The 22,315-nt window shown below is 69.7% G+C and carries 20 protein-coding genes and 2 pseudogenes; 10 read left to right on the top strand and 12 right to left on the bottom strand.

From position 1 onward, the window contains the following. Nucleotides 1-5: 5 nt before the first annotated feature. From D1369_RS41800 to D1369_RS41780, 5 genes are all read left to right on the top strand, one after another. Complete coding sequence (locus D1369_RS41800; RefSeq protein WP_007379210.1) at nt 6-851, top strand: fumarylacetoacetate hydrolase family protein; 846 nt, start codon at nt 6-8, stop codon at nt 849-851. 129 nt (nt 852-980) lie between these two features. Then, on the top strand, nt 981-1,616 hold the full coding sequence (locus D1369_RS41795; protein WP_037898531.1) for a TetR family transcriptional regulator: 636 nt from the start codon (nt 981-983) through the stop codon (nt 1,614-1,616). Nucleotides 1,617-1,826: 210 nt separating this feature from the next. Next, nucleotides 1,827-3,284: an APC family permease gene (locus D1369_RS41790; RefSeq protein WP_037902767.1), complete on the top strand. Its 1,458-nt coding sequence runs from the start codon at nt 1,827-1,829 to the stop codon at nt 3,282-3,284. 509 nt (nt 3,285-3,793) lie between these two features. Further along, the gene (locus D1369_RS41785; RefSeq protein WP_007379213.1) at nt 3,794-5,284 is read left to right on the top strand and encodes an aldehyde dehydrogenase; all 1,491 of its coding nucleotides are present in this window, start codon (nt 3,794-3,796) and stop codon (nt 5,282-5,284) included. After that, nucleotides 5,281-6,000, top strand: a complete 720-nt coding sequence (locus tag D1369_RS41780; RefSeq protein ID WP_037898532.1) for a gamma-glutamyl-gamma-aminobutyrate hydrolase family protein — start codon at nt 5,281-5,283, stop codon at nt 5,998-6,000. The genes D1369_RS41785 and D1369_RS41780 overlap by 4 nt, the downstream gene beginning before the upstream one ends. Nucleotides 6,001-6,284: 284 nt before the next feature. Here the strand turns inward: D1369_RS41780 and D1369_RS41775 are convergent, their stop codons facing one another. Then, on the bottom strand, nt 6,285-6,863 hold the full coding sequence (locus D1369_RS41775) for a MarR family transcriptional regulator (protein WP_007379215.1): 579 nt from the start codon (nt 6,861-6,863) through the stop codon (nt 6,285-6,287). A gap of 305 nt (nt 6,864-7,168) precedes the next feature. Further along, the gene (locus tag D1369_RS41770; RefSeq protein WP_007379216.1) at nt 7,169-7,768 is read right to left on the bottom strand and encodes a TetR/AcrR family transcriptional regulator; all 600 of its coding nucleotides are present in this window, start codon (nt 7,766-7,768) and stop codon (nt 7,169-7,171) included. Between the two features lie 543 nt (nt 7,769-8,311). Here D1369_RS41770 and D1369_RS41765 point away from each other — a divergent pair. Continuing rightward, nucleotides 8,312-9,637, top strand: coding sequence for an aminotransferase class V-fold PLP-dependent enzyme (locus tag D1369_RS41765; RefSeq protein ID WP_240436148.1), 1,326 nt, complete (start codon nt 8,312-8,314; stop codon nt 9,635-9,637). Between the two features lie 45 nt (nt 9,638-9,682). Here the strand turns inward: D1369_RS41765 and D1369_RS41760 are convergent. Both D1369_RS41760 and D1369_RS41755 read right to left on the bottom strand, forming a co-directional pair. Next, nucleotides 9,683-9,970: pseudogene (locus tag D1369_RS41760) on the bottom strand (transposase); the annotation flags it as partial. A 7-nt stretch (nt 9,971-9,977) separates the two neighbouring features. Next, nucleotides 9,978-10,268 carry a hypothetical protein gene (locus D1369_RS41755; RefSeq protein ID WP_037898533.1) on the bottom strand — a complete coding sequence of 97 codons (291 nt, stop codon included), beginning with the start codon at nt 10,266-10,268 and terminating at the stop codon, nt 9,978-9,980. Nucleotides 10,269-10,324: 56 nt separating this feature from the next. On the opposite strand from D1369_RS41755, the gene D1369_RS44670 reads away from it, so the two are divergent. Next, nucleotides 10,325-10,447 carry a hypothetical protein gene (locus D1369_RS44670; protein ID WP_007379220.1) on the top strand — a complete coding sequence of 41 codons (123 nt, stop codon included), beginning with the start codon at nt 10,325-10,327 and terminating at the stop codon, nt 10,445-10,447. Between the two features lie 293 nt (nt 10,448-10,740). On the opposite strand, the gene D1369_RS41745 is transcribed toward D1369_RS44670, so the two are convergent. The 7 genes and pseudogenes from D1369_RS41745 to D1369_RS43510 form a co-directional block, all read right to left on the bottom strand. After that, nucleotides 10,741-11,355, bottom strand: a complete 615-nt coding sequence (locus D1369_RS41745) for a hypothetical protein (protein ID WP_050789635.1) — start codon at nt 11,353-11,355, stop codon at nt 10,741-10,743. A 160-nt stretch (nt 11,356-11,515) separates the two neighbouring features. Then, complete coding sequence (locus D1369_RS43520; RefSeq protein WP_202476894.1) at nt 11,516-11,956, bottom strand: PhzF family phenazine biosynthesis protein; 441 nt, start codon at nt 11,954-11,956, stop codon at nt 11,516-11,518. Between the two features lie 269 nt (nt 11,957-12,225). Then, nucleotides 12,226-12,390, bottom strand: a pseudogene (locus D1369_RS44355) (PhzF family phenazine biosynthesis protein); the annotation flags it as partial. A gap of 20 nt (nt 12,391-12,410) precedes the next feature. Beyond that, a complete protein-coding gene (locus D1369_RS41735) occupies nt 12,411-13,358 on the bottom strand; it encodes a class I SAM-dependent methyltransferase (protein ID WP_082319332.1) in 948 nt (315 codons plus the stop codon). Nucleotides 13,359-13,768: 410 nt separating this feature from the next. Next, nucleotides 13,769-14,254 (bottom strand): helix-turn-helix domain-containing protein, encoded by a 486-nt coding sequence (locus tag D1369_RS41730; protein WP_037898534.1) that lies wholly within the window; start codon nt 14,252-14,254, stop codon nt 13,769-13,771. Between the two features lie 89 nt (nt 14,255-14,343). Then, a complete protein-coding gene (locus tag D1369_RS41725) occupies nt 14,344-15,927 on the bottom strand; it encodes an MFS transporter (protein WP_118083085.1) in 1,584 nt (527 codons plus the stop codon). 68 nt (nt 15,928-15,995) lie between these two features. Then, nucleotides 15,996-17,198 carry a hypothetical protein gene (locus D1369_RS43510; RefSeq protein ID WP_007379224.1) on the bottom strand — a complete coding sequence of 401 codons (1,203 nt, stop codon included), beginning with the start codon at nt 17,196-17,198 and terminating at the stop codon, nt 15,996-15,998. Nucleotides 17,199-17,351: 153 nt separating this feature from the next. On the opposite strand from D1369_RS43510, the gene D1369_RS41715 reads away from it, so the two are divergent. Then, nucleotides 17,352-19,586, top strand: coding sequence for a LuxR C-terminal-related transcriptional regulator (locus D1369_RS41715; RefSeq protein WP_037898535.1), 2,235 nt, complete (start codon nt 17,352-17,354; stop codon nt 19,584-19,586). A gap of 66 nt (nt 19,587-19,652) precedes the next feature. After that, nucleotides 19,653-19,868 carry a hypothetical protein gene (locus tag D1369_RS41710; protein WP_106433450.1) on the top strand — a complete coding sequence of 72 codons (216 nt, stop codon included), beginning with the start codon at nt 19,653-19,655 and terminating at the stop codon, nt 19,866-19,868. A 23-nt stretch (nt 19,869-19,891) separates the two neighbouring features. On the opposite strand, the gene D1369_RS41705 is transcribed toward D1369_RS41710, so the two are convergent. Next, nucleotides 19,892-20,680 (bottom strand): FAD-dependent monooxygenase, encoded by a 789-nt coding sequence (locus D1369_RS41705; RefSeq protein ID WP_240436147.1) that lies wholly within the window; start codon nt 20,678-20,680, stop codon nt 19,892-19,894. Between the two features lie 328 nt (nt 20,681-21,008). Between D1369_RS41705 and D1369_RS41700 the strand changes: the two genes are divergently transcribed. Next, nucleotides 21,009-22,106: a hypothetical protein gene (locus D1369_RS41700; RefSeq protein ID WP_240436146.1), complete on the top strand. Its 1,098-nt coding sequence runs from the start codon at nt 21,009-21,011 to the stop codon at nt 22,104-22,106. The last annotated feature ends 209 nt before the right edge of the window (nt 22,107-22,315 follow it).

The following is a 22,315-nucleotide window of genomic DNA, read 5'->3' as shown; positions in this document are numbered from 1 at the left end:
CCGCCATGCCCGAATACCGCCGTGCCCTCCTCGACGGAGCCGCTGTCGAGACCGTCCGCGACGGTGACGAACTCGTCGCCGGGGACGGCCGCCGGGTCAAGATCGAGGACGCCCAGCACCTGCCGCCGGTCGTGCCGTCCAAGGTCGTCGCCGTTCACCTCAACCACCGCAGCCGGGTCGACGAGTTCCAGATCCAGCTGACCCCGACGCCGACGTACTTCCACAAGCCGACCTCCGCCCTCAACTCCCACAAGGGCGCCATCGTCCGCCCCGAGGGCTGTAAGTGGCTCAACTACGAGGGAGAGGTGGCGATCGTCATCGGCCGGACCGCGCGCAACATCTCCCCTGCCGAGGCAGGCGAGTACATCGCGGGCTACACCGTGGCCAACGACTACGGCCTGCACGACTTCCGCGACACCGACGCCGGTTCGATGCTGCGGGTGAAGGGCTCCGACACCCTGTGTCCGCTCGGCCCGGGCCTGGTCACCGACTGGGACTTCCACGGCAAGTACCTGCGCACGTACGTCAACGGCGAGCTCGTACAGGACGGTTCGACGGATGAGATGGAGTGGGACATGCACTACCTCGTCGCCGACATCGCGCGCACCATCACTCTCCACCCCGGCGACGTGCTGCTCTCCGGTACCCCGGCCAACTCCCGCCCTGTCCAGCCCGGTGACGTCGTCGAGGTCGAGGTCGAGGGCCTGGGGCGGCTCACCAACCACATCGTCACCGGCCCCACCTCGATCCGTACGGACGTCGGAGCCCAGCCCACCGAATCGGAAGAGGTCCTGTCCACCGCGCTCGGCGGCGACTGGGAGTTCCGCGGTATCCGGCCCCCCAAGCGCTGATGCCCACCGCAGGCGGAACCGCACCCGGCCTGCCACGACGGTGCCCGGCGTGGTGCTTCACCTGTCCGTCCCGTGCGGCCGGGCAGGGGAGAGACCGCCGTGCGTGTACGGGCCGGTAGGGTCGCACCCATGACCGAAGCCACCGGGACCCCTGAGGGCCGCAGGCCGCGCAAGCGGGTGAACTACGGGCAGGGCCGGGAGGCCCTGCTCAACGCGGCCGTGCGGGTGGTGGCCCGGGGTGGTCTGCGCAAGCTCACCTATCGCGCGGTGGCGGAGGAGGCAGGAGTCACCCACGGTCTTGTCGTCCACCACTTCGGCACCCGTGACGCGCTGATCGAGGAGGCGCTCGCCCACACCGTACGCTCCAGCCTGAGCGTCAGCGCGGTCGAGCCGGGGACCGGCAAGGTGTCCGACTTCTCGGCCGGAGTGTCCGAGATGGTCACCGCCGATCCGGACACCCAGCTCTTCCAGTACGAGCTGCTGCTCGAATCCCGGCGAAGGCCGGAGCTGCTGCCGCTGATCCGTGGGCTGTACGACGAGTACTTCGATGCCACCGAGCGCGAGCTGTCCCGGATGCTCCCCGAGGGTGCGAACCGGGCGATGACGCGGCTGGTCTTCGCCGCCCTCGACGGTCTCGTCCTGCACCAGCTCGTTCTGGGCGGCGGACCCGAGGTCACTGACGCGGCCATCGAGGAGCTCCGCTCCCTGCTGCGGTTGCTCGACGCCGACGCAGACGGCGAGAGTGCGGGCGACAGCGGCGCCTGACTCGCCGACCTGCCTGTTGTGAGGCCCCGGACGCTTGGCGCCCGGGGCCTCGTTCGGCTCGGATGCCACCTCGGCCGCGGCCTCATACCGACGATGCGGTGGCCTAAAAACACCACACAAACCCTTGCCATCTGGATAGTTCCAGCCCACTATGAAGCAACTCGTTTGGCTCGAAACGAAACCTCTCCCCCTTCCAGGCAGGTGATCCGCGTGGACAGTCAGACGGTCGAACCAACACAGACCGTGCAGAGCCCCTCCGCTGCAGGCAGGCTCAAACCCAACTCCCTCGGTGTTCTGGGAATCCTCTTCTTCGTTCTCTCCGCGCAGGCGCCGCTGACCGGCATAGCCGGTGCCGTGCCCATCGCCGTCGCCATCGGCAGCGGTGCGGGTGCGCCCGCCGCGTATGCCGCGGTCGGCGCCGTCATCCTGCTGTTCTCCGTCGGCTTCGTCGCCATGGGGCGACATGTCGTGGACGCCGGCGCCTTCTACACCTACATCGGCAAGGGGCTCGGCCGCCCCATCGGCTCCGGGAGCGCAGGAGTCGCGCTCTTCGCCTACTGTGCGGTCCAGGCCGCCATGTACGGCTTGTACGGCTTCATCGTCAGCGGCCTGGTCGAGCAGTACGCAGGGCTGAGCACACCGTGGTGGGTCTGGGTCCTGGTCACCATGGTGATCGTCCAGATCCTCGGTGCCGCCGGGATCGAGATGGGCGCCAAGATCCTCGCCGTCTTCGTCCTGGCCGAGTTCAGCATCCTGTTCGCCTTCGCCCTGGTGACCTTCTTCAAGGGCGGCGGTCCCGAGGGGCTGGGCTTCGCCCACAGCTTCTCGCCCCATGCGGCCCTGCAGGGGGCACCGGGCGTGGCGCTGATGTTCGCTGTGGCGTCGATGTTCGGCTTCGAGGCCACAGCGATCTACGGCGAGGAGGCACGGGAGCCCCGCAGGACCGTCCCCCGGGCCACGTACCTGTCCGTCATGTTCGTCACCGTCTTCTTCGCCTTCACCTCGTGGATGCTGGTCTCCGCCCATGGCGCCTCGAACGCCACCGCGGCCGCCGGGAAGGCACTGGAGAGCGGCGACGCCACGTCCTGGGTCTTCGCGCCGATCACCGCGCAGTTCGGCGGCTGGGCAGGCGACGCGCTGCCCATCCTGCTGGTCACCTCCCTCTTCGCCGGTGCCCTCGCCTTCCACAACTCCGCCAACCGCTACCTGTTCTCGCTCGGCCGCGACGGCCTGCTGCCGCGCGGGCTGACCGCGGTCAACCGACGCCACTCGCCCTGGGCGGCCGGCGGCGTGCAGACCGTGATCTCGCTCGCGTTGGTCATGTCCTTCGCGCTGCTGGGCAAGGACCCGGTGCTGAGCCTCTTCTCCTGGTTCAGTGGGGTCGCGGTGCTGGCGGTCATGCTCCTGTACTTCCTGACCTCTGTCTCGGTGGTCGTGTTCTTCCGCCGGGAACGGCTGGACACTCGCGCCTGGAACACGCTGATCGCCCCCGTCCTGGGTGCGCTCGGCATCGCCGGTGCCATCTGGCTGATCCTGGCCAACTTCACCACCCTCATCGGCGGGGAGCAGGGCACGGCGATGTGGCTGGAGCTCACCGTCCCGGCGGTCCTGGTCCTGGGCGTCATCGCCGCGCGACTGACTCGTGGCAGGGCGATGGCCGACGTCTGAGCCTGGCCCGCGGTGTGTCCGGCCCGGTCCTTGCCCTCCCCCTCGGGCCCGGACCGGCCACACCGACCTCTCCGGGCCGGGGGAGGGCTCGCCCTGAGTCCGGGATACGTGAAGAAGCCGTCAGCCGGCCGCTACGCCAGGTGGCCGACGTGCCGGCCGTACGCTCCGCGCCGCCGAGGTCGAGGCAGTCGCGCGTCATAGCCCTGGTGATCTCCGGATCCGCATCTCCGGAAAGCGCCCCACCTGGAACGCCGGCCGATCTCCGGGCGCGATGACGCATTGACCGACCGAGCGCGGTGGTCGGCCCCCGGCCGCCGAAGCAGACACCAAGCACCGGTACGCCGAGGTGGTGATCCATGCGCAGGGGCGCGAGTTCACCCGTGCATGTCCACAACCCGTTGACCGTACGACCGAACGACAAGCCGGTCGAGACCCCGGTCTCCCCTGCGGGGACCGCCCGCGGCTTATCGTTTGGATTCAAACGTAATGCCATGACCTGGAGGCTACGCATGCTGGACATCACCCACGACGACTGGCTGCGCCGGGCCACGGCGCTGGACGTGTCAGGTGCGCACCACATCGACGGCGCCGACGAACCCGGCGGCGGGCAGTCCTACCCGGCCGTCTCGCCCCGCGACGGGCAGGTGCTGGCGCACGTGGCCGACGCCCAGCCCGCCGAGGTGGACGCCGCTGTGGCCGCCGCGCGCCGGGCCTTCGACTCGGGGCCGTGGCCACGCCTCGCACCTGCCGACCGGGGCCGGGTCCTGTTGCGGATCGCTGATCTGCTGGAGGAACAGCGTCACCGGCTGGCGCTGACGGTCAGCCTGGAGATGGGCAAGCCGATCACGGACGCGTACGACATCGAGCTGCGCGCCGCGATCAACACCTTTCGGTGGTACGGGCAGCTGGCGGACAAGCTCACCGACGAGTCGCCGCACACCGCGCCCGACGCGCTCGCCCTGGTCACCCGCGAACCGGCGGGTGTCGTCGGCGCGGTCGTCCCCTGGAACTTCCCTCTCACACTGGCGAGCTGGAAGGTCGCTCCGGCGCTCGCGGCCGGCTGCACCGTGGTGCTCAAGCCGTCGGAGAACTCGCCGCTGTCCGCGTTGCTGCTCGGTCGGCTGGCGGCCGAGGCCGGGCTGCCGCCGGGCGTACTCAACGTCGTCACCGGCGACGGGCCCACCGCCGGACGGGCGATCGGCCTCCACCCGGACGTCGACGTGCTGGCCTTCACCGGATCCACCGCCGTCGGGCGGCACTTCCTGCGGTACGCGGCCGACTCCAACCTCAAGCGCGTCTGGCTGGAGCTGGGCGGCAAGTCACCCAACATCATCCTCCCGGACGCACCCGACCTGGAGAAGGCCGCCGAAACCGCCGCCTGGGGCATCTTCTTCAACCAGGGCGAGATGTGCACGGCCCCTTCGCGGCTGCTCGTCCACTCCTCTATTGCCGAGCGCGTGACGGACACCATCGTGGCGCGGGCCCGGGAACTACGGATCGGTGACCCGCTCGACCCGGCGACCGAGATGGGGGCGCTGGTCGGTGAGCGCCACCTGCAGCGCGTACTGGAGCGCATCGGCACCGGCCTCAGCGAGGGCGCTCGGCTGCGGGCCGGGGGCAGCCGCACACTCACCGACACCGGCGGCAGTTACCTGCAGCCCACCGTCTTCGACCACGTGGATCCGGGCATGCGGCTGGCCCGTGAGGAGATCTTCGGCCCCGTCCTGTCCGTGCTCACCTTCGACGACCTCGACGAGGCCGTCGCGCTCGCCAACGACACCGAGTACGGCCTGGCCGCCGGGCTGTGGACCTCCGACCTGTCCACCGCCCACCAGGTCTCGCGCGCGCTGAAGGCCGGCACGGTCTGGGTCAACTGCTACGAGGAGGGCGACCTCACCGTGCCCTTCGGCGGCGTGAAGCAGTCCGGCAACGGACGCGACAAGTCCGCCCACGCCATCGAGAAGTACACCGAACTCAAGACCACCTGGATCCAGCTGTGACGACGCCCGCGCGACCGCTGATCGCGATCCCCGCCCGCTTCGCCGCCTCCACCTCCGCCCTGCGCTACGCCGCCGAGGTCAACGCTCGCGCGCTGGTCGAGGCGGTCTGGCGGGCCGGCGGCGAACCGGCCACCATCCACCCCGCCGAGCCCACCGCCGCCGGCGTGGCCGCCCGCCTCGCCCGCTTCGACGGCGTCCTCCTCCCCGGCGGCGGCGATCTCGCCCCGTACCGCTACGGCGCGACCGACACCCACGACAGCGTGTACGACGTCGACGACCTCCAGGACGCCTTCGACCTGGAAGTCGCCCGCCAGTCCCTCGACCTGGGCCTGCCCCTGCTCGCGATCTGCCGCGGCCTCCAGGTCGTCAACACCGCCCTCGGCGGCACCCTCCACCAGGACATGGGCGGTCCGGACCGTGAGCACCGACATGTCGTGCACCCGATGGCGATCCGGCGCGGCTCGCTGCTGGAACAGGCCACCGGCGCCGAGAAGGTGGAGGCGTCCTGCTACCACCACCAGCGGGTCGACCGTACGGGCGCCGGCCTCACGATTACCGCCCGGGCCGCCGACGACACAGTGGAAGGGCTCGAACTGCCCGGAGTTCTCGGCTGGTTCGCCGCGGTCCAGTGGCACCCCGAGGACACCGCCCATGAAGACCCCGCCCAGCAGGGACTGTTCGACGCCCTTGTAGGCGCCGCACGGGACCGCCATTGACAGCACGAGAACTCACCGCCGTCTTCCTCGTCGGACGCCGCACAAGTCCTGCCCCCACGGCTACCTCGCTCCCGGCATAACTCGGCGGCGCATCACCGCCGCCCGAGGGCTGGGACCGCAGGACATCGCCATCGCCCGATGCGATCAGCTGCCGCGGTCCGCCGGCGAGGAGGGGGATCGCTGCCACCGCGTCACCGGTAACGCGGGGGCTCCGAGCGCCGCCCGCCGTCATCGCGGCAGAGGCGTTCTCCCTCTGAGTCCTGCCCCGCTGCGCGGGCTCCCCTTCACGCCTTCGGCTTCGGACGGCGACCACTGCGACGCAGGGCGGGCTCGGCACCGTTCAGCAGGGCGCGCCGACGCTCCTCGCCGTGCTCCTCGACCTGGAGCACAACTCGCCGCAGTCCGTCCGCGACGCTGCGGCACTCGTCGTCGTCCAGCTGCTCGGCCACGAATGCCTCCTCCTCGTTGAACTGCGGAAACACCCGCCGCATCAGTTCCTCACCCTCGTCCGTGAGGCTGAGCAGAACCAGCCTCCCGTCGGTGGGATGACCGCCCCGCCGCATGAGCCCCCGAGCCTCCAGCGTGCGCGCGACCCCAGTGAGTGTGCCCTTGGAGATCCCCGCTTCCTCAGCCACGTGCCGGGTCTCCGACTCGCCCCAGATCCAGACCACCCAGAGCACGACGAACGCCGTCCAGGTGAGATCGGATCCACGGAGCACGGAGTTCTCCAGATGCTGCCGTACCGCCGAGGCCGCCCGGTGGATATTGGCCACCACAGCCATCTGCTCATGGCGGATCGGGATGCCGCCGAGCTTCGCAGCGGCCAGCTTCTCGGCTTCGGTGATGGATCGATGGCCGGGCACGGGCACACCCCTTCGACGTCTCTGCGACGCACTGGATCGACATTACCGTTCGGACCCAAATTGTACGAAGCCCGAGTGAGGGAGCGCTCGGCCATCGGCCGCCGATGTACACGGCATCTGCCTACGCCGCCGCTGCCGAGAAGCCCGGCGCGTCGATCCTCGCCCCTTCGTATGTCTGCAGGGCGGAAGACGGCGCGAAGCCGGGACGGCGGTGGTCCACGCCACCCGCACCGGTGGTTGTGACACACAGGGCGGATCAGATGCGACTGTCCACAGGTGAGTACGTCTGCGCCTGCGTGCTCACATCATGAGGTGCCGGTCTGCAGCCCCGCGATGAGTCCGTCGAGTATCCGCAACTGGCGGGAGGGTGTGGTCAGGCGAGCCGCGAAGATCGCGTTGATCTGGAGTCCCATCAGCGTGGCCATCGCAAGGTCCAAGAACGCATCGAGATCGCAGGATGGGTTGATCTCTCCCGCTTCGGCCGCAGTGCGCAGATACGAGAGCATCTGATCGCGCCAGCGCGATATCGCCTGGTCGTAGACGCCGATCAGTTCCTGATCGGCCACCGCGTAGTTCCAGAAGCCGATGACCACGCGGGCCTCATTGAGGCGCTCGTCGTCCAGGGGCATGATCTCGACGCAGAACTTGCGGAACGCGTTCAGGCCGTCGGCGCCGGCGATGGTGCGGGCGGCCCGCTGCTCGGTGGCCGCATTGGCGCGCTCCAGCGAGGCCCGCAGAATCGCTGCTTTGGTGGGAAAGTATCGTGCGAGCGCACCGTTGGTGAATCCAGCTTCGGCGGCGAGATCCCGCATGTTCAGCGCCGCGAATCCTCGCCGCGCGACAAGGCGCCATACGGCTTCGATGATCTCTTCACGCCGCGCGTCGTGGTCCACGATCTTGGGCATGGTGACACCTTACCAACGGGTAGACGCCTGAATACTGAGGGCCGTGGTCGCACTCGCGGGCCTCACGGCGGATGAGTCCGAGGGGTCGTGTGACCCGCAGACCCAACGCTGTGACCTGGTGAACCTCTTACGCCACGCACTCGCGGCAGGGGCGCACGGAGCGAGGGCGAAGAGCTGTCCTTCCCAGTCGCCGCGAGAGGGGCCCCCATGGCGCCCCCTTCCCAGCGACCCCATAAGGGGTTACATTGGAGCTATTAATCAACAACTGTAGACGATAGGTTCTGGTGCGGCACCAGTCGGTACGCGGCATCGGGGCCCTCTGAACCCGGTAGCGGCCGGCTCGCCCCGGGCACCTGATCATCCCCAGCGCTCAGGTGGGCGCTCAGCCCTCGTCATGACCACCACCACCTCTTAGGACAGAGCATGCCTGATCTTGAGCCAGATGAATTCCGCCGCCAGGGCCACCAGTTGGTCGACTGGGTCGCCCGATACCGCACCTCGCTCCCTTCCCTGCACGTGCGGCCGAAGGTCGTGCCGGGCTCCGTGAAGGCGCAGCTTCCTCGTGAACTGCCCGAGCAGCCGTCCCAGGCGCTGGGCGATGATCTCATCGCCTTGCTCAACGACGTGGTCGTCCCCTCGTCGCTCCACTGGCAGCACCCGGGCTTCTTCGGCTACTTCCCAGCGAACGCGTCCCTGCTGTCGCTCCTCGGTGACATCGCATCGGGCGGGATCGGGGCGCAGGGAATGCTCTGGTCGACATCGCCGGCCGGTACGGAGATCGAGCAGGTCCTGCTCGACGGCCTGGCGGATGCCCTGGGCCTTGGCCGCGAGTTCACCTTCGCCGGAGGCGGAGGCGGTTCGCTGCAGGATTCGGCTTCGTCGGCATCGCTGGCTGCCCTGCTGGCTGCGCTGCAGCGCAGCAACCCGGACTGGCGCGAACACGGCGTGGACGGCACCGAGACGGTGTACGTCACTGCCGAGACCCACTCGTCACTGGCCAAGGCCGTGCGTGTGGCCGGGCTCGGCGCGCGAGCATTGCGGATCGTCCCCTTCACCCAGGGCACGCTGTCCATGTCGGCGGATGCCCTGGCAGACATGCTGGCCAAGGACACGGCCGCCGGAAAGAGGCCGGTCATGGTCTGTCCGACCGTGGGAACAACCGGCACGGGTGCCATCGACCCCGTGAGAGAGGTCGCGCTGGCAGCGCGTACGTACGAGGCGTGGGTGCACGTCGACGCCGCATGGGCAGGAGTCGCGGCGTTGTGTCCCGAGTTCCGCTGGCTCCTGGACGGCGTGAACCTTGTCGACTCGTTCTGCACCGACGCACACAAGTGGTTCTACACCGCCTTCGACGCCTCGTTCATGTGGGTGAGGGATGCCCGAGCGCTGCCCACCGCGCTGTCCATCACACCGGAGTACCTGCGTAACGCTGCGACCGAATCGGGCGAAGTCATCGACTACCGCGACTGGCAGGTCCCGTTGGGCCGTCGTATGCGTGCGTTGAAGATCTGGTCGGTGGTGCACGGGGCCGGACTGGAAGGCCTGCGCGAAAGCATCCGCGGCCACGTCGCCATGGCCAACTCCTTGGCCGGCCGGATCGAGAGCGAGTCGGGCTTCGCCCTGGCCACCCCGCCATCACTGGCACTCGTATGTCTGTACCTCGTCGACCAGGAAGGGCGCCCCGACGACGCCGCTACCAAGGCAGCAATGGAGGCGGTCAACGCCGAAGGGCATTCCTTCCTCACGCACACATCGGTCAACGGTCACTTCGCGATTCGCGTCGCCATCGGCGCGACGACGACGCTGCCCGACCACATCGACACCCTGTGGGACTCGCTGTGCAAAGCCGCTCGCCAGAGCGGTGGATGACTACTGACCTTGCCGGATTGGCTTCGGGTGCCGGTGGTTCTTCGAGCGCAGCTTGTTCAGCAGCAGCCGGTGCAGCTGGTCCCAGACACCGGCCTCGTTCCAGGCCGCCAGGCGGCGCCAGCAGGTCATGCCCGACCCGAAGCCGAGCTCCTGCGGGAGGTACTCCCACTGGATGCCGGTATGCAGGACGAACAGGATGCCGCACAGGGCTTGGCGGTCGGGCACCCGCGGCCGCCCCTCGACCTGCTTCGGCGGTGGCTCGGGCAGCAACGGCTCGATCAGCGACCACAGTTCGCCCGACACGATCCACGGCCGCGACTGACGCTTCCCCATGACCACATCAACGAGCGATCAAGCCGACAGCCACATGACCGCTTTTGTTAGAGCCAGTACACAAGTGGGCAAGGGTGGCCTCTTCCAGCTTCTTTCGGCGTTGCTGGACGAGCGTGCCGCCGGTAGCGACTGCCAGTTCGCGGTACGCCCTCTCCGCTTTGACGAGGTGTACGTAGATCCCGTGCAGGATGTACTCAGCCTCCGCGGCATTTCGGGCCACGAGTCCCAGCCCCAGGTTGATTGTGAGTTCCTCTTCGTCCCCGCCGTTTATGAGATGGGGGATCAGGACGTGCTGCACCGGGCCGCGGCCTCCACCTCTCCTCGTGCGCACCCACCTGGCCGTGCATCACCTGGATGGCGACCGGCCATCCCCGCTTCCCCCGCGAGGGGCTCGCCGCCCGCTTCGCGGACCATTCCGACGGGATCTACCGACAGCTGGCAGTCCGCGACCCCGCCGCCAACCCCGACCTGATCTGAGCGGCTCAGCCACGCCCCGGACGTCTGGACGCGCCAGGCGGCGACCCGCGACCCGCGCCTGCCGCTCCCCCGGCTCCTCGAGGCCTTCGCCCTGCCCGAGTTGGCCTCCCGCGCGTGCCAACCCGGCCCTTCCCCCGGGTGAGATGGCCGTGGTCATGGACGAGGCCGGGGTGCCCGCATGACGACGGGCGCCTGGAGCGACGCGGGTGAGGTGAGTGCAGCCAATCTGCACCTGCAGCAGCACGGTCACCGGATAGGTCGGAGACTGGGTGTCGGCGCCTTCTGCCAACAGGCTAGAAGAGGCGGGCGCGCATGTGCTGCGTGAGGTTCTCGAGGATCTCGCGCAGCCACCGGCTGTGGACGGCTGGCAGCCGGACCAGGGCGTGCTGGAACGTTCCTGGGCCGGCCCGGAACAGGTGAGGGGTACGCGGCGCGGGCGGGTCGTCGCGCAGGAAGCCGTTGGGCATGCCACCCGCCGCAGGGATGGGCAGGTACGGCTCGAGAAAGGCCAGCCACAGCCATACCCCGAACGGCAGCGGCACCAAGTACGCCGGGGTGGCCGGGTTGGTCGGGGTCCAGGTCTCCCCCGTCTGCGGATGGGCCGGCAACGAGGAGGACGTCGGCGTCCGTGGCGGGGGCGGCCGTCCCGGTCCGGCCAGGAGGGCGCGCCCCGCTGGCGGACCTGCGGGCAGCAGGGCGTCGAGGGCGCGTTGGACCACTTCCGCAATCAGCTCGAACGGGGGCGTGCCCTTCCCATCCGCCATCAGTTCCGCCCCGGAGAGCGGTGCGGCGTTGGCGTTGTCGACGGCAAAGCGGCGCACGGCGTTTGGGGCGAGCCACACCGCCTGCCAGAGCGAGCAGTCGTCGATCCTGCTCGCCACGGGCAGCCCGCACGCCTCGCAGGCCATGTTGGGACCGTCGGCCCAAAGGCGTGTCAGCCACAACCACGTCGCGATCAGGGGTTGTCCGGTCGTGTCCGAGGCGGTGTCAAGGCTGTGGACCGCCGAGCTGGAAGCGGTGGAGATCTGGCGCCGGCAGCCGACAACCCGGACTGCAACGTGGAGGGGCTCATGCGGGCAGCTCCCTGAGGTGCCCTTCACCAACGAACGCCACCTCGCCGCCCACCGTGACCAAGCGGATGTTCTGCCCTTGGCCATATGCGCTGATCGCCATCTGGCCGGCGCGGCCAGTGTGGCGCCCCTGGTGCAGGGTGACGGTCTCTCCGTCGCCGATCCGGCTGTGTCGGCGCAGGTAGGCGGCGGCACATCCGGCGCCGGAACCGGTGGCCACATCCTCCAGTTTGCCGTCGTTGTTCCAATGGCGGCCCTCCAGCGCGGCGGCGTCGAGCAGGTAGGCGAACTGTGCGCCGACAGCAGCCAGGGGGGCGTCGAGGTCTCGGGCGATCTGGGCGCGTTCCAGTGCGTTGCCGCGCACAGGGACCATGAGGTACCGAAGTCCTGTGGACAGCACTTCTGGGGGCAGTTCCGGGTCCAGGTCGGCGGCGTCCAAGGAGAACCAGGCGGCCAGCTCGGGGATGTTGGGGCGGCCCAGGAATGCGGCAGGGCCCTGGTCGAGAACGGCGGTGTAGCGGCCCGCCGAGCGGCGTTCGGGTGGCGACGTCGGCTGTTCGGCCTCTCAGCTTCAGGTGCCAGGTCTCGGTCTCGCCGGCGCCGTGCAGAGCGTGCAGAGCGTGCAGGACACAGGCTGCCCCGATGAGGGGGGTGTCCAGGGAAGTCGAGTTCCTCGGCGAGATCGAAGACGCGCGCACTGCAGGTCCGCTTATGGGTGGGGTCGGGGGCGAGGAACACCGATTCGAAATGGCGCATTTCCCGGGTGATGCGCGTCATCTGCTGCCCGCTGAGCGCCACGGAGTCGGGAAACACCGCCAGGCTGTTGCCGCTGTAGGGCTGTGAACTGAAGACATCGATGTGCAGGTAGTACATGCATCGGACACCCCGGTCTGTCACTGCTGGCGGTCACCACGAGGCGTCTGCCCCGCCGCATCGTGCCCGACCGCACCGCCGGGGTCCCTCGGGTGTCCGTCGGGTGCGGGCGGGAGAGCTGCGGTGAGCGAATACAGGATGGGCAGGTAGGTGTCGCTGAACGGGAACCGGTACAGGCCGTCCGGGCCCTGCGGCAGGATGTGACGCCCGTCGGTCTCGGTTTCGGTGTGCTCGCCGAGACGCTCCACGATCAGACCCGCCGAAGCGGCCGCCGTCACGATGTCGCCGACCGAATACGGATACTGAGTGGACTTCCTCGGCTCGGAGAAAGCTTCGGCGTGGGCGTACGTGCCCGTCATCGCGTCGTGCTGCGGTGCGCCGCCACCGTAGGGCCAGTCGGCCACCAAGGGGTCGAACGTGAGCACCGTCTGGAACAGGGGGTGAAGGTCCACGAGTACCAGTCGGCCGCCCGGACGCAGCGCCGTCGCCGCACCGCCCATCCAGGCGCCGAGGTCGCCGATCCACGACAGGACCCCGTAGGTGGCGACGACCAGGTCGAACTGGCCCGCCAGAGCGTCGGGGAGGCACTGGGTGTCCGCTTCCACGAACTCCGCGGCCAGACCGGCCTGTTCCGCCAAGGTCCGTGCCCGTGCGATCGCTTTGGAGGAGAAGTCCACACCGGTGACGCGTGCGCCCAGGCGCGCCCAGTTCAGGGTGTCCATCCCGAAGTGGCACTGCAGGTGGAGGAGATCCCTGCCTGCCACGTCGCCCGCGAGTTCTCGCTCAATCCCGCGAAGCGTCTCCCCTCCGGCGAGGAATGCCTGCACGTCGTACGACCGGTCTCCGGGGTCAGTTCCGTGGATTTCGGCGAGGTGGTCCCAAAGAGCCCGGTTGGCCGCGAGGCCGTCCTGGGCCGCCACACCACCCTCGCGGGCACGTACGCCGTCAGGTTTGTTTTCAGGAGCCATTGCAGGCCTCTCCTTCTACGTTCTGGGCAAAGACGCTTTCTCGTTGGGCAGTTGGCAGCGCAGCCGCTAGAGGAGCGGCTGGCTCTCTTTCGCAGGCCCTGCCGGCGAGATGTCCGAGCTGTGCGGGCTCTGGCGCGGCGACGGCACGATGGCCGCGGGGGACGTCGGCTCTGCCGCGGTCTTGCCCACCGCCTCGGCCCGCCTTCCGGCCATGCGGCACCCCAGGCAGTCCGGGCGACGGCAGTTCCGGTCCAGCCGGCCACCGTATGACCCAAGGTCCACGTGTCCGTGCGCGCTCAATTTCTGTAATCCGATTCTGTGGATTTCGGTGGGGAAGCGACGGTCGAAACAGGGAGTGCCACCGTCGACGATTCGTCAGCTCGCCGGAGTGCGCTGCACTCCGGCGCCTACTACCAGGCACTGTCTTCCCGGACCGTTCTGCGCCGACTTGAACCACCACCTCGGTGGTGTACCAGGTCCGTGGAACTCCGCTTCGCCCACGCCCTGTCGCGTTGCAGGGATGGCGTTCCCCCGGAGACCTTCGCAGGGAGGTGATCCTGTGCCCACACGGTCAGGGCGGTCAGGGGTATGAGGAGCGCCTTGCCGTGGGAGGCGAGTGTGTAGACGCTGCTCGTGCGTGTGCCCGGGTCGGCGGTTCGGGCCACCAGGCCGAGGGCCGTCATCTCCCGGAGGCGTCGGGTGAGCAGGCCGTCGCTGAGGCCGGGGATGCGCTCGTGAATGAGGTGGAGGTCGGCCGGGCCCTTGGCGAGGGCCGTGATGATGAGCCCGGTGCCGCGTGTGCCGAGGAGAGCGAAGGCCCGGGTGAGGGCTTCCAGTGGCTCCGGCAACCGCTCTGGGCCGGGTTGGTGCACCTTCTGGGTGCGCAACGCAGTCATGTCGGTTCCCTTCCTGGTACGGCGCGCGGGCCTGATCGTGGCCCCTCGCGCCGCCCGTCGTGGTGGATCTGTGCGGCAGTCGGTTGGTGCTATGCCGTCGCTTGAGCGGCCGTTTCCCGGTCTGTGCCGTCGGTCTGCGTCTTCGGGACGACCGTGCCGGGCTTGCCGGGACGGCGCAGCAGGAGGGTGACGACGACGGCGGCCAGGAGGGTGGTTGCTGCGCCGCCGATGAGTGCGAGGTGCATGCCGGAGGCGAAGGCGTCGCGGGCCTCGTCGATCAGTGCGGGGTTGCCCGTGGCCTGGCCGATGTGGTTGGCGGCGGCGAGGGAGGAGCGGGCCGCTTCCGCGACCGGGGCGGGGAGGCCGCCGGTGTCGAGGGAGTCACGGTACTGGGCACTCATGAGGCTGCCGAGGACGGCGATGCCCAGGGCGCCGCCGAGTTCGCGTGAGAGGTCGTTCACGGCGGATCCCACGTTCTGCAGACGCGGCGGCAGGGCGTCGGTGATGGCCGCGGTGGCCGGCGTCGTGGCCAGGCCCATACCCGCACCGAGCGGCAGGAGCCCGCCCACCACCAGCCAGTACGAACTGCCGGCGTCGAGCTGGGCCAGCACGACCAGGCCGGTGGTGACCAGGACGAGGCCGACGGTCCAGGGGCCACGCATGCCTCGCCGGGCGACCAGGAGCGGGCTGAGGCGGGCGCTGGGGATCATCGCCGCGGACATCGGCAGCACGCTCACCGCGGCCATCAGGGCGCTGTCACCGCGCACCAGCTGGAGGTACTGCATCGTGACGAAGATGAACCCGAAGAACGCGAAGAACTGCAGGGTGGTCGAGACCGACCCGGCCGCGAAGAGCTTGTTGCGGAACAGCCGCGGATCGAGCAGGGGGTGCGGGTGCCTGAGCTCCCAGGCGACGAAGGCGGCCAGGACGGCGAGCCCGATGGCTATGCCTGCCAGGGTGCGGGTGCTGCCCCAGCCGTGCTCGGGCGCCTCGATAACCGAGTAGACCAGCACCCCCAGTCCCGCCACGGTGAGAGCCGCTCCGGTCACATCGATGCGCTGCTTGCCCGGCTGCGCGGATTCCGGCACGAAGAGGTAGGTGCCGATGAACGCCACCGCGGCCATGACGGCGTTCAGCCAGAACACCGATCGCCACGACCACGCCTCGAGCAGTATTCCGGAGGCGAGCAGTCCCAGCGCGGCGCTGGCGCCCGCGACCCCCGCCCAGATGCTGATCGCACGCGCCTGCTGGGCGCGGGGAAACGTGCTGGTGATCGTGGACAGCGTGGCGGGCATGACGAACGCGGCGGCCACGCCCAGCACCGCACGCAGGGCGATCAGGACGCCCGGCTCGGTCGTGAAGGTCGCGGCGAGCGACACTGCGCCGAACACTGCGACACCGCCGAGCAGTGCCCTGCGACGGCCGAAGCGGTCGCCGAGGGTCGCGGCGAACAGCAGGAACGAAGCGAAGATCAGACTGTAGGCGTCGATGATCCACGACAACTGGGTCTGGTTGGCGTGCGTCTCACGGGCGACGTCGGGCAACGCCACACTCAGCGAAGCCATCGCCGATACAACGGTCGCCAGTGCCAGGCATGTCACAGCCAGAACGGCACCGGGGCGCAATGCGCGCACCGGTCCGCCGGCCTGCTCCGCGATGCTGGAGTTGGGCATGAGGGAACCTCCTTTGGACGAAACGGATGGTCGGGCGGCGCCGTGGGACTCGCCGTACCGGTAGAGGGTCAGCTGGTCACGACGTCTTCGAGGCTGCGGCGCGGACTGAGGCCCGGCGTGCGCTCGGGGTGACCGATACGGAAGGACAGCAGGCCCGTCGAGGCGGGGCGGCCGAGCAGGGCGGCCCAGCGTGCGGAGAAGACATCGGGGGTGCCGGCCGCGGTGTCGCGGTCGATGCGTTCGGTGATCTGGTTCATGTGATGCAGGCCAAAGCCCAGCATGGTTGCGGTCAGGTGCATCCGGGCCAGCAGCCGTCCGCCGTTGACCTGGGCGGTTTTGTCGGTGACGTCGTCGACGGTGATGACGCCGTAGGCAGCGGCGGTCGCGGTGTGCACCTCGCGGGTGGCCTTGACCCAGTAGGCGTCGCCGTCCTTGCGGGACTGCGCAGGCAGGAGTTTCGCGGCGAACAGTGTCAGGCCGCCAAGGCCCTGAGCGTCGAGGGTGAGCCCGTCGCGGTGCTTGTCGATGCTGTCGCGTGAGCTGCGGAACCAGCCGAAGGCCTCCGTCGACTGATCGGTGTCGGCGGTGATCGCCTCGGTGGCCTCGACGTAGAGCCGGCCCAGCTGCTCGCGCGTCGTCCTGTCGGCGATCCACAGCACGTTCGCTCCCTCGATGCGGGAGCTCTGCTCGGTGAAGCCGCTGAGGTCGACGGGGGCGGAAGTGTACGGGCCGCGGTTGGTATGCCGGTGCGGGATCGCGGCGGCGAGGTCACGGTCCTGCCCGGTGCCACCCTTCTGCAGCGCGATCCGGGCGACTCGGTCCGAAGCGATGCCGTCCGGGAAGAGTGTCACGTCGGCGCTGAATCCGGCCGGTCCGGCGGCGATCACCATGTTCTCGACGGCGCAGCCGAGCCCGGCGAAGTGTTCGCGGCCGCTCGCGTCGTTCAGGGGCATGCGCCGGCTAGGGTCGGAGTGGATGTCGATGGTGTCTGCGTCGACGGTGATGCGCCAGGGCTGGGTGTTGTGCGGGTTGCACGCGAGGACGCCGGCGGCGACCACCCGTTCGATGCCGGACATCGAGCTCCAGTCGTGCCAGAGGTCGTACGGATCGCCGGATCCGGCGCTGAAGGCTCCGTTCGTCGCGGCCCGGAGTCCGCCGACGCCCACGCCGAAGGTGGCGAGCGAGCCGATGCCGAGGCCGGTCAGTTTCAGCGCGTCCCTGCGGGTGAAGGCGATCTCCGGCGGTTCGTCTGTGATGGTGTTCGTGGCCATGGCGTGTCTCCTGTCGCGTGGCCCCGGGTTGTGGCAGGAGACTCGCGGCGGACAGGGTGCCGGCGCACCACCCCGCCGCGAGATGTACCCGGGGTGGTGGAGCTGGCAGAATCGGCGTCGGGTTGCGGTACCAGGCCGCAGGTCGGGAGCGTCGTGACGTCGGACATACCCAAGCGGCCACTGCTGGCCGTGAAGCAGGTGATCCCGCCGGCCCGGGCCGGCTCGGTCCCGCGTGAACGCCTGCAGCGCCAGTTGCGCCTGGCCGACACCCGGCTGACCGTGGTGGTGGCGCCGGCCGGCTGGGGCAAGACGAGTCTGCTCAGCGGCTGGGCTGCCGACCCCGAGGAGAAGCGCCGTATCGCGTGGGTCTCGCTCGACGACGGTGACGACGAGCCCGTCCGGTTCTGGAGTTATGTGCTCACCGCTCTGCACAACGCCGGCGACGCGATCAGCGCGGGCCCGTTGCAGGCACTGGACGCGACCGGCGTCTCTCCGGTCGACCTCGCGCTGCCGATGCTGCTCAACGAACTGGCGGCGACCACCGTGCCGCACGTACTGGTCCTCGACGACTACCACCTGCTCGCCGATCAACGGATCCACGAGGCGGTCGAGTACCTCGTGACATATCTGCCCGCCTCGTTGCGGATCGTGATCGCCTCGCGCACCGACCCGCCGCTCCCGATCGCACGGCTGCGGGCCCGCGGCGACCTGACCGAGCTGCGGGCGGCACAGCTGCGGTTCTCGCCGGAGGAGGCGGCGGCCCTGGTGGCGGCGGTGTCGGGGCACGACCTCGACGGGGTGGTGGCCACAGCCGTATGGGAACGCACCGAGGGGTGGGCGGCCGGCCTGCAACTGGCCGCTCTCGCGCTGCGTGCGGACCCGACGAAGGGCCACGCCGACGACCGGCATCTGCTGGACTACTTCACGGCCGAGGTACTGCCGGGCCTCGCGCCGCGCCATCGGGACCTGCTCGTCAGGGCCGCGCCGCTCGAACGCCTTTCCGGTCCGTTGTGCGACGCCGCGCTGCAGGTGACGGGATCGGCCGAGGTGCTGTCCGATCTGGTCAGGGCCGATCTGTTCGTGGCCGCCCTGGACGACGAGCAGCACTGGTATCGGTGTCATCATCTGCTCCGAGAGGTTCTGGGACGTGAGGCCACAGCGGACCCACGGGAGGTGCTGGGGCATGCCGCGGCCTGGTTTGCCGACGAAAACCGCATCGACGACGCGGTGCACCACCTGTTGCGGGCAGGCCGCGACGACGAGGCCGCGGAGCTGATGCTGCGCACCGCGGAGAGCTGGTTCTTCCCCCGGGGCACCGCCGCGACGTATCTGCGGTTCGGCGAGCGCCTGTCCAGCCGGACGGTGGGCCCGGAGCTGGCCTACTCACTGGCCTTCGCGGCGGCGCTGTGCGGCGACCAGGACCGTGTCAACCGCTGGCTGGACGTCTGCGAGGCGGGCAGCACCCCAGACACCGTCCTGCCCGGTTGGCACAGCTTCCGCGGTGCCGTGCTCACCGTTCGCGCGGGCTTCGGCATGTCCGATGCCGAGGCCGCGCAATCCGTGGCCCTGGCCCGGCAAGCTCTCGAACTGGAAACCGCCGGCGGTGCCACCGCGCACCCCCACGTGCCGGCGACACTCGGTGGCGTGCTGGCTCGCGACGGCCGTTTCGACGAGGCCGCGACCCTGCTGTTCGACGTGTGGCAGCAGCGCCGCCGCGGCTCCTGGCCGTTGTGGACCGTGATGGCCGTGGCGGGCATGCTGGCGGTCAGCCTTGTCGAGGCCGGCCGCGGCGAGGACTGCGACCGGGTACTGCGCGAGGCCGGTCCGACAGCCGACGCTGTCGAGGGCGACGGGAGGGAGGCCAGCACTCCCGGGCTCGCCGCGCTGCGTATCGCCGCCGGCCGACGCAGTTACTTGAACGCCGACGTGGAGGCGGCCGCCGTCCGGCTGCGCCGCGCGGTCACCCTAGCCGAGCTCCATCCGCGGCCGACGACTCTGTTCCTCGGCCTGCTGTATCTCGCGGACGCCGAGCTCGCCTGCGGCGACCGGCCCGCCGCCCGCGCCGCACTGGCCCGGGCTCGCGAGGTGGTGGAGGAGGAACCGGTGAGCGCCTTCGCGAAGCGGCGGCTCGAGGAGAGCGAGGCGCGGTTGGGCCGTGTCGGCGCCCGTACCGCCGTACGCTCCGGTGTCCTCGCGGAGGAACTGACCGACCGGGAGTTGTCGATCCTGCGGGCTCTGCAGGGGTCGGCGACCCAGCGGGAAATCGGAGCCGCCATGTTCCTGTCCATCAATACGGTCAAGGCGTACAACAAGAGCTTGTACCGCAAGCTCGGCGTCGCCTCTCGGCAGGACGCCGTCGCAGCGGCACGTGAACTCGGCATGATCTGACCCCACCCCGGGTGCTTCTCCCAGCGGGTGGTGCGCAGCCCTCCTGGGGGCGGGTTCCCTGGACGCATGGCCCCTTCCCATTACGAGCTGACGCTGCGCGGACCGATCTCCCGCACCCTGCTGGACGTGATCCGGACCAGGTTCGACCACGTGTCGACACCGGGCGCGGACGGTACCGTACTGATCGTCGAGAACATCGACCAGGCCTCGGTACGCGCCCTGCTGACCCTGCTCTGGGACACCGGCCACCACGTGCTGGCCTTCGAGGAGACGACCGTCTGAGAGGCCCCCGAACAACGTTTGCACTACCGGTAGTTGAGCTCGGCAAGCTCGGTGGCGAGCTTCTTCGGCAGAGCCGTGTGGCCGACGAGGGGGAGCAGGGTGTTGCGTGCCGCTCGGGTCATCGGGTTGCGCGCGGCGGCCACGCGGGTCATCCGGTGGGTGAAGGCGACCACGCGCTGCGCGACGGGGCGGCGTCGTGCCTCGTAGCCGACAAGGCGCCCAGACGCGATGGCCCGGCCGAGGGCGTAGCCGTCCTGGATGCCGGTGTTCATTCCCTGGCCGCCAGCGGGGCTGTGGACATGGGCGGCGTCGCCGGCCAGCAGCAGGCGGCCGGCGCGGTAGCGGTCGGCGACTCGGTGGTGCACCCGGAACCGTGACGACCATGCCAGGTCGGTGACCTGGGCCTGGCCGGGGGCGCGCTCGTCGGGCAGATGCTGCACGAAGGCGAGATCCGGCGTGGTGGGTGCGTCGTCCACGGTGGCGACCGCCCGGTAGTGACCCCCGGGGAGCGGGGCAACCACGGTGAGGCCCCTGGTGCCGAAGGTGAGCGAGACCTCGCTGGGGCCCGGGGACCAGTCCATCACGACGTCGGCGAGGACGAAGGACTCGGCGTAGGTGTTGCCGGTGAAACCGATGCCCGCCGCTTCGCGCACGGTGCTGTGCATCCCGTCGCCGCCGACGGCGTACGCGGCGCGCAGCGTCTCGCCGGTGGTCATGGTGAGCGTCACGCCCTCCTCGTCCTGGACGACGGAGGCGACCTCGTAGGGGCGGTACACATCGCCGCCGAGCGCCCGCAGCCGGTCCAGCAGCACGCTCTCGGTCTCGTACTGCGGAACACCATCAGCGTGTACGGGTGAGGCGTGGGCAGCTCATCGAACGGCACCGTCAGCAGCCGACGGGCACCGTCACGGACGGCGAACCGGGTGACCTGAACGCCTCGCGCGATCAGCTGCTTCGAGGCTCCCAACTCGTCCAGGAGGGGACCGACCATTGCGGACCCATTGACCCCTGGCGGACGACGCGCTTTCATCTCGTGCATCCTCGTGAGCCTTCTGCGCCGGGCCGGGGGCACGGGGTTCGGGGGGCGGCGGAGGCCCTCCCTGCCGAAGGGGGAGCCACCTGATGAGACCTTCCTTACGCATGTCCATGACCGCTGTCCTGGCGGTCGCTGTCGCCTGTCTCTCCTGGCCGGCCGGGGCGGCCGGGGCGGCCGGGGCGGCCGGGGCGGCCGGGGCGGCCGACGCCGATGGGGTCCCCCGCACCGAACGGATCAGCGTGGCCCCTGACGGCACCGGCGGCAACCACCATTCGGTGCAACCGGTGGTCAGCGCAGACGGACGCGTGGTGGCCTTCCAGTCGTCGGCGAGCAACCTGGTGCCCGGTACGGACGTGCCGAACAGCGTCTTCTACCGGACGGCTCCCGGCGCACCGCTGCAGCGTGTCGTGGTGCCGGGTGAGACGACGTCGACGCCACAGCTGTCCGAGTCGGGGCGCTACCTGACCTTCAACTCGTACTCGACCGCGACCGGGACCTCGTCCGTACACGTCATGGACCTGAAGACCGGCCAGGCCGAACGCCTGGCACCCGCGATGGACGAGGGCTACCACGTGTCCTACGGCGTCGCCCCGATCAGCGCCGGTGGCCGCTACGTCGCCTTCATCGCCCGGCCCACCGCCGACGAGAACGGCGCCTACGCCTGCCGGGTCATGCTCCTGGACCGCCGGACGCAGCAGGTCCGGCGGGTCAGCCGGCCCGCGGACGGCTCGAAGAACTTCCACCAGTGCCAGCAGGTCTCGATGAGCGCCGACGGCCGCAAGGTCGCCTATCTGGAGGGTTACTCCGGGCCGGCCGACGACGATCAGGGCGACATCCTGGTGTACGACCGCGTGACCGGAGGAACCGTACAGGCAGATGCCACCCATGACGGTGCGACGGCCGACATGTCGGCCGTCGATCCGGTGCTGAGCCCCGATGGTTCCAAGGTCGGTTTCAATTCACGGGCCACCAACATGGTTCCGCAGGCCGATCCGAACGGCGGCTGGAACGCCTTCGTCCGTGACCTGCGAACCGGCACGCTCCAGCGGTACGACGGCCACTCCCCCACCGCAAGGCCGTCGTGCGCTGCCGAGAACCCCGGTCAGCGTTTGATGCGTCCGCGGATGGCGAGGGCGCCGAGGGTGAGGAGGATGGGTTCGAGGAGGCGGGAGGCCATCTCATGTAAGTGCCGGCGGTGGTGAGGTTCTGTCCGCTGGAGCGGAAAACGACCGAGTTGACGGCGACGCGGGTGGCCTTCTCCGCGCGAGCCCAGGTCATCCGCTGCGACCATCCAACATGCAATGCCGGGTCAGGGGTGCTGGTGTTGAGGCTGATCGGAGCAGCACGGTCACGGCCGGCCAACGCCGTGCAGATCGACACGGTCGGAGCGCGTCGCCGGCGTACGCGCCCT

The organism is Streptomyces sp. CC0208, assembly GCF_003443735.1.
GTDB classification, from domain to species: domain Bacteria; phylum Actinomycetota; class Actinomycetes; order Streptomycetales; family Streptomycetaceae; genus Streptomyces; species Streptomyces sviceus.
This window is presented reverse-complemented; position numbering and strand designations above follow the sequence as displayed.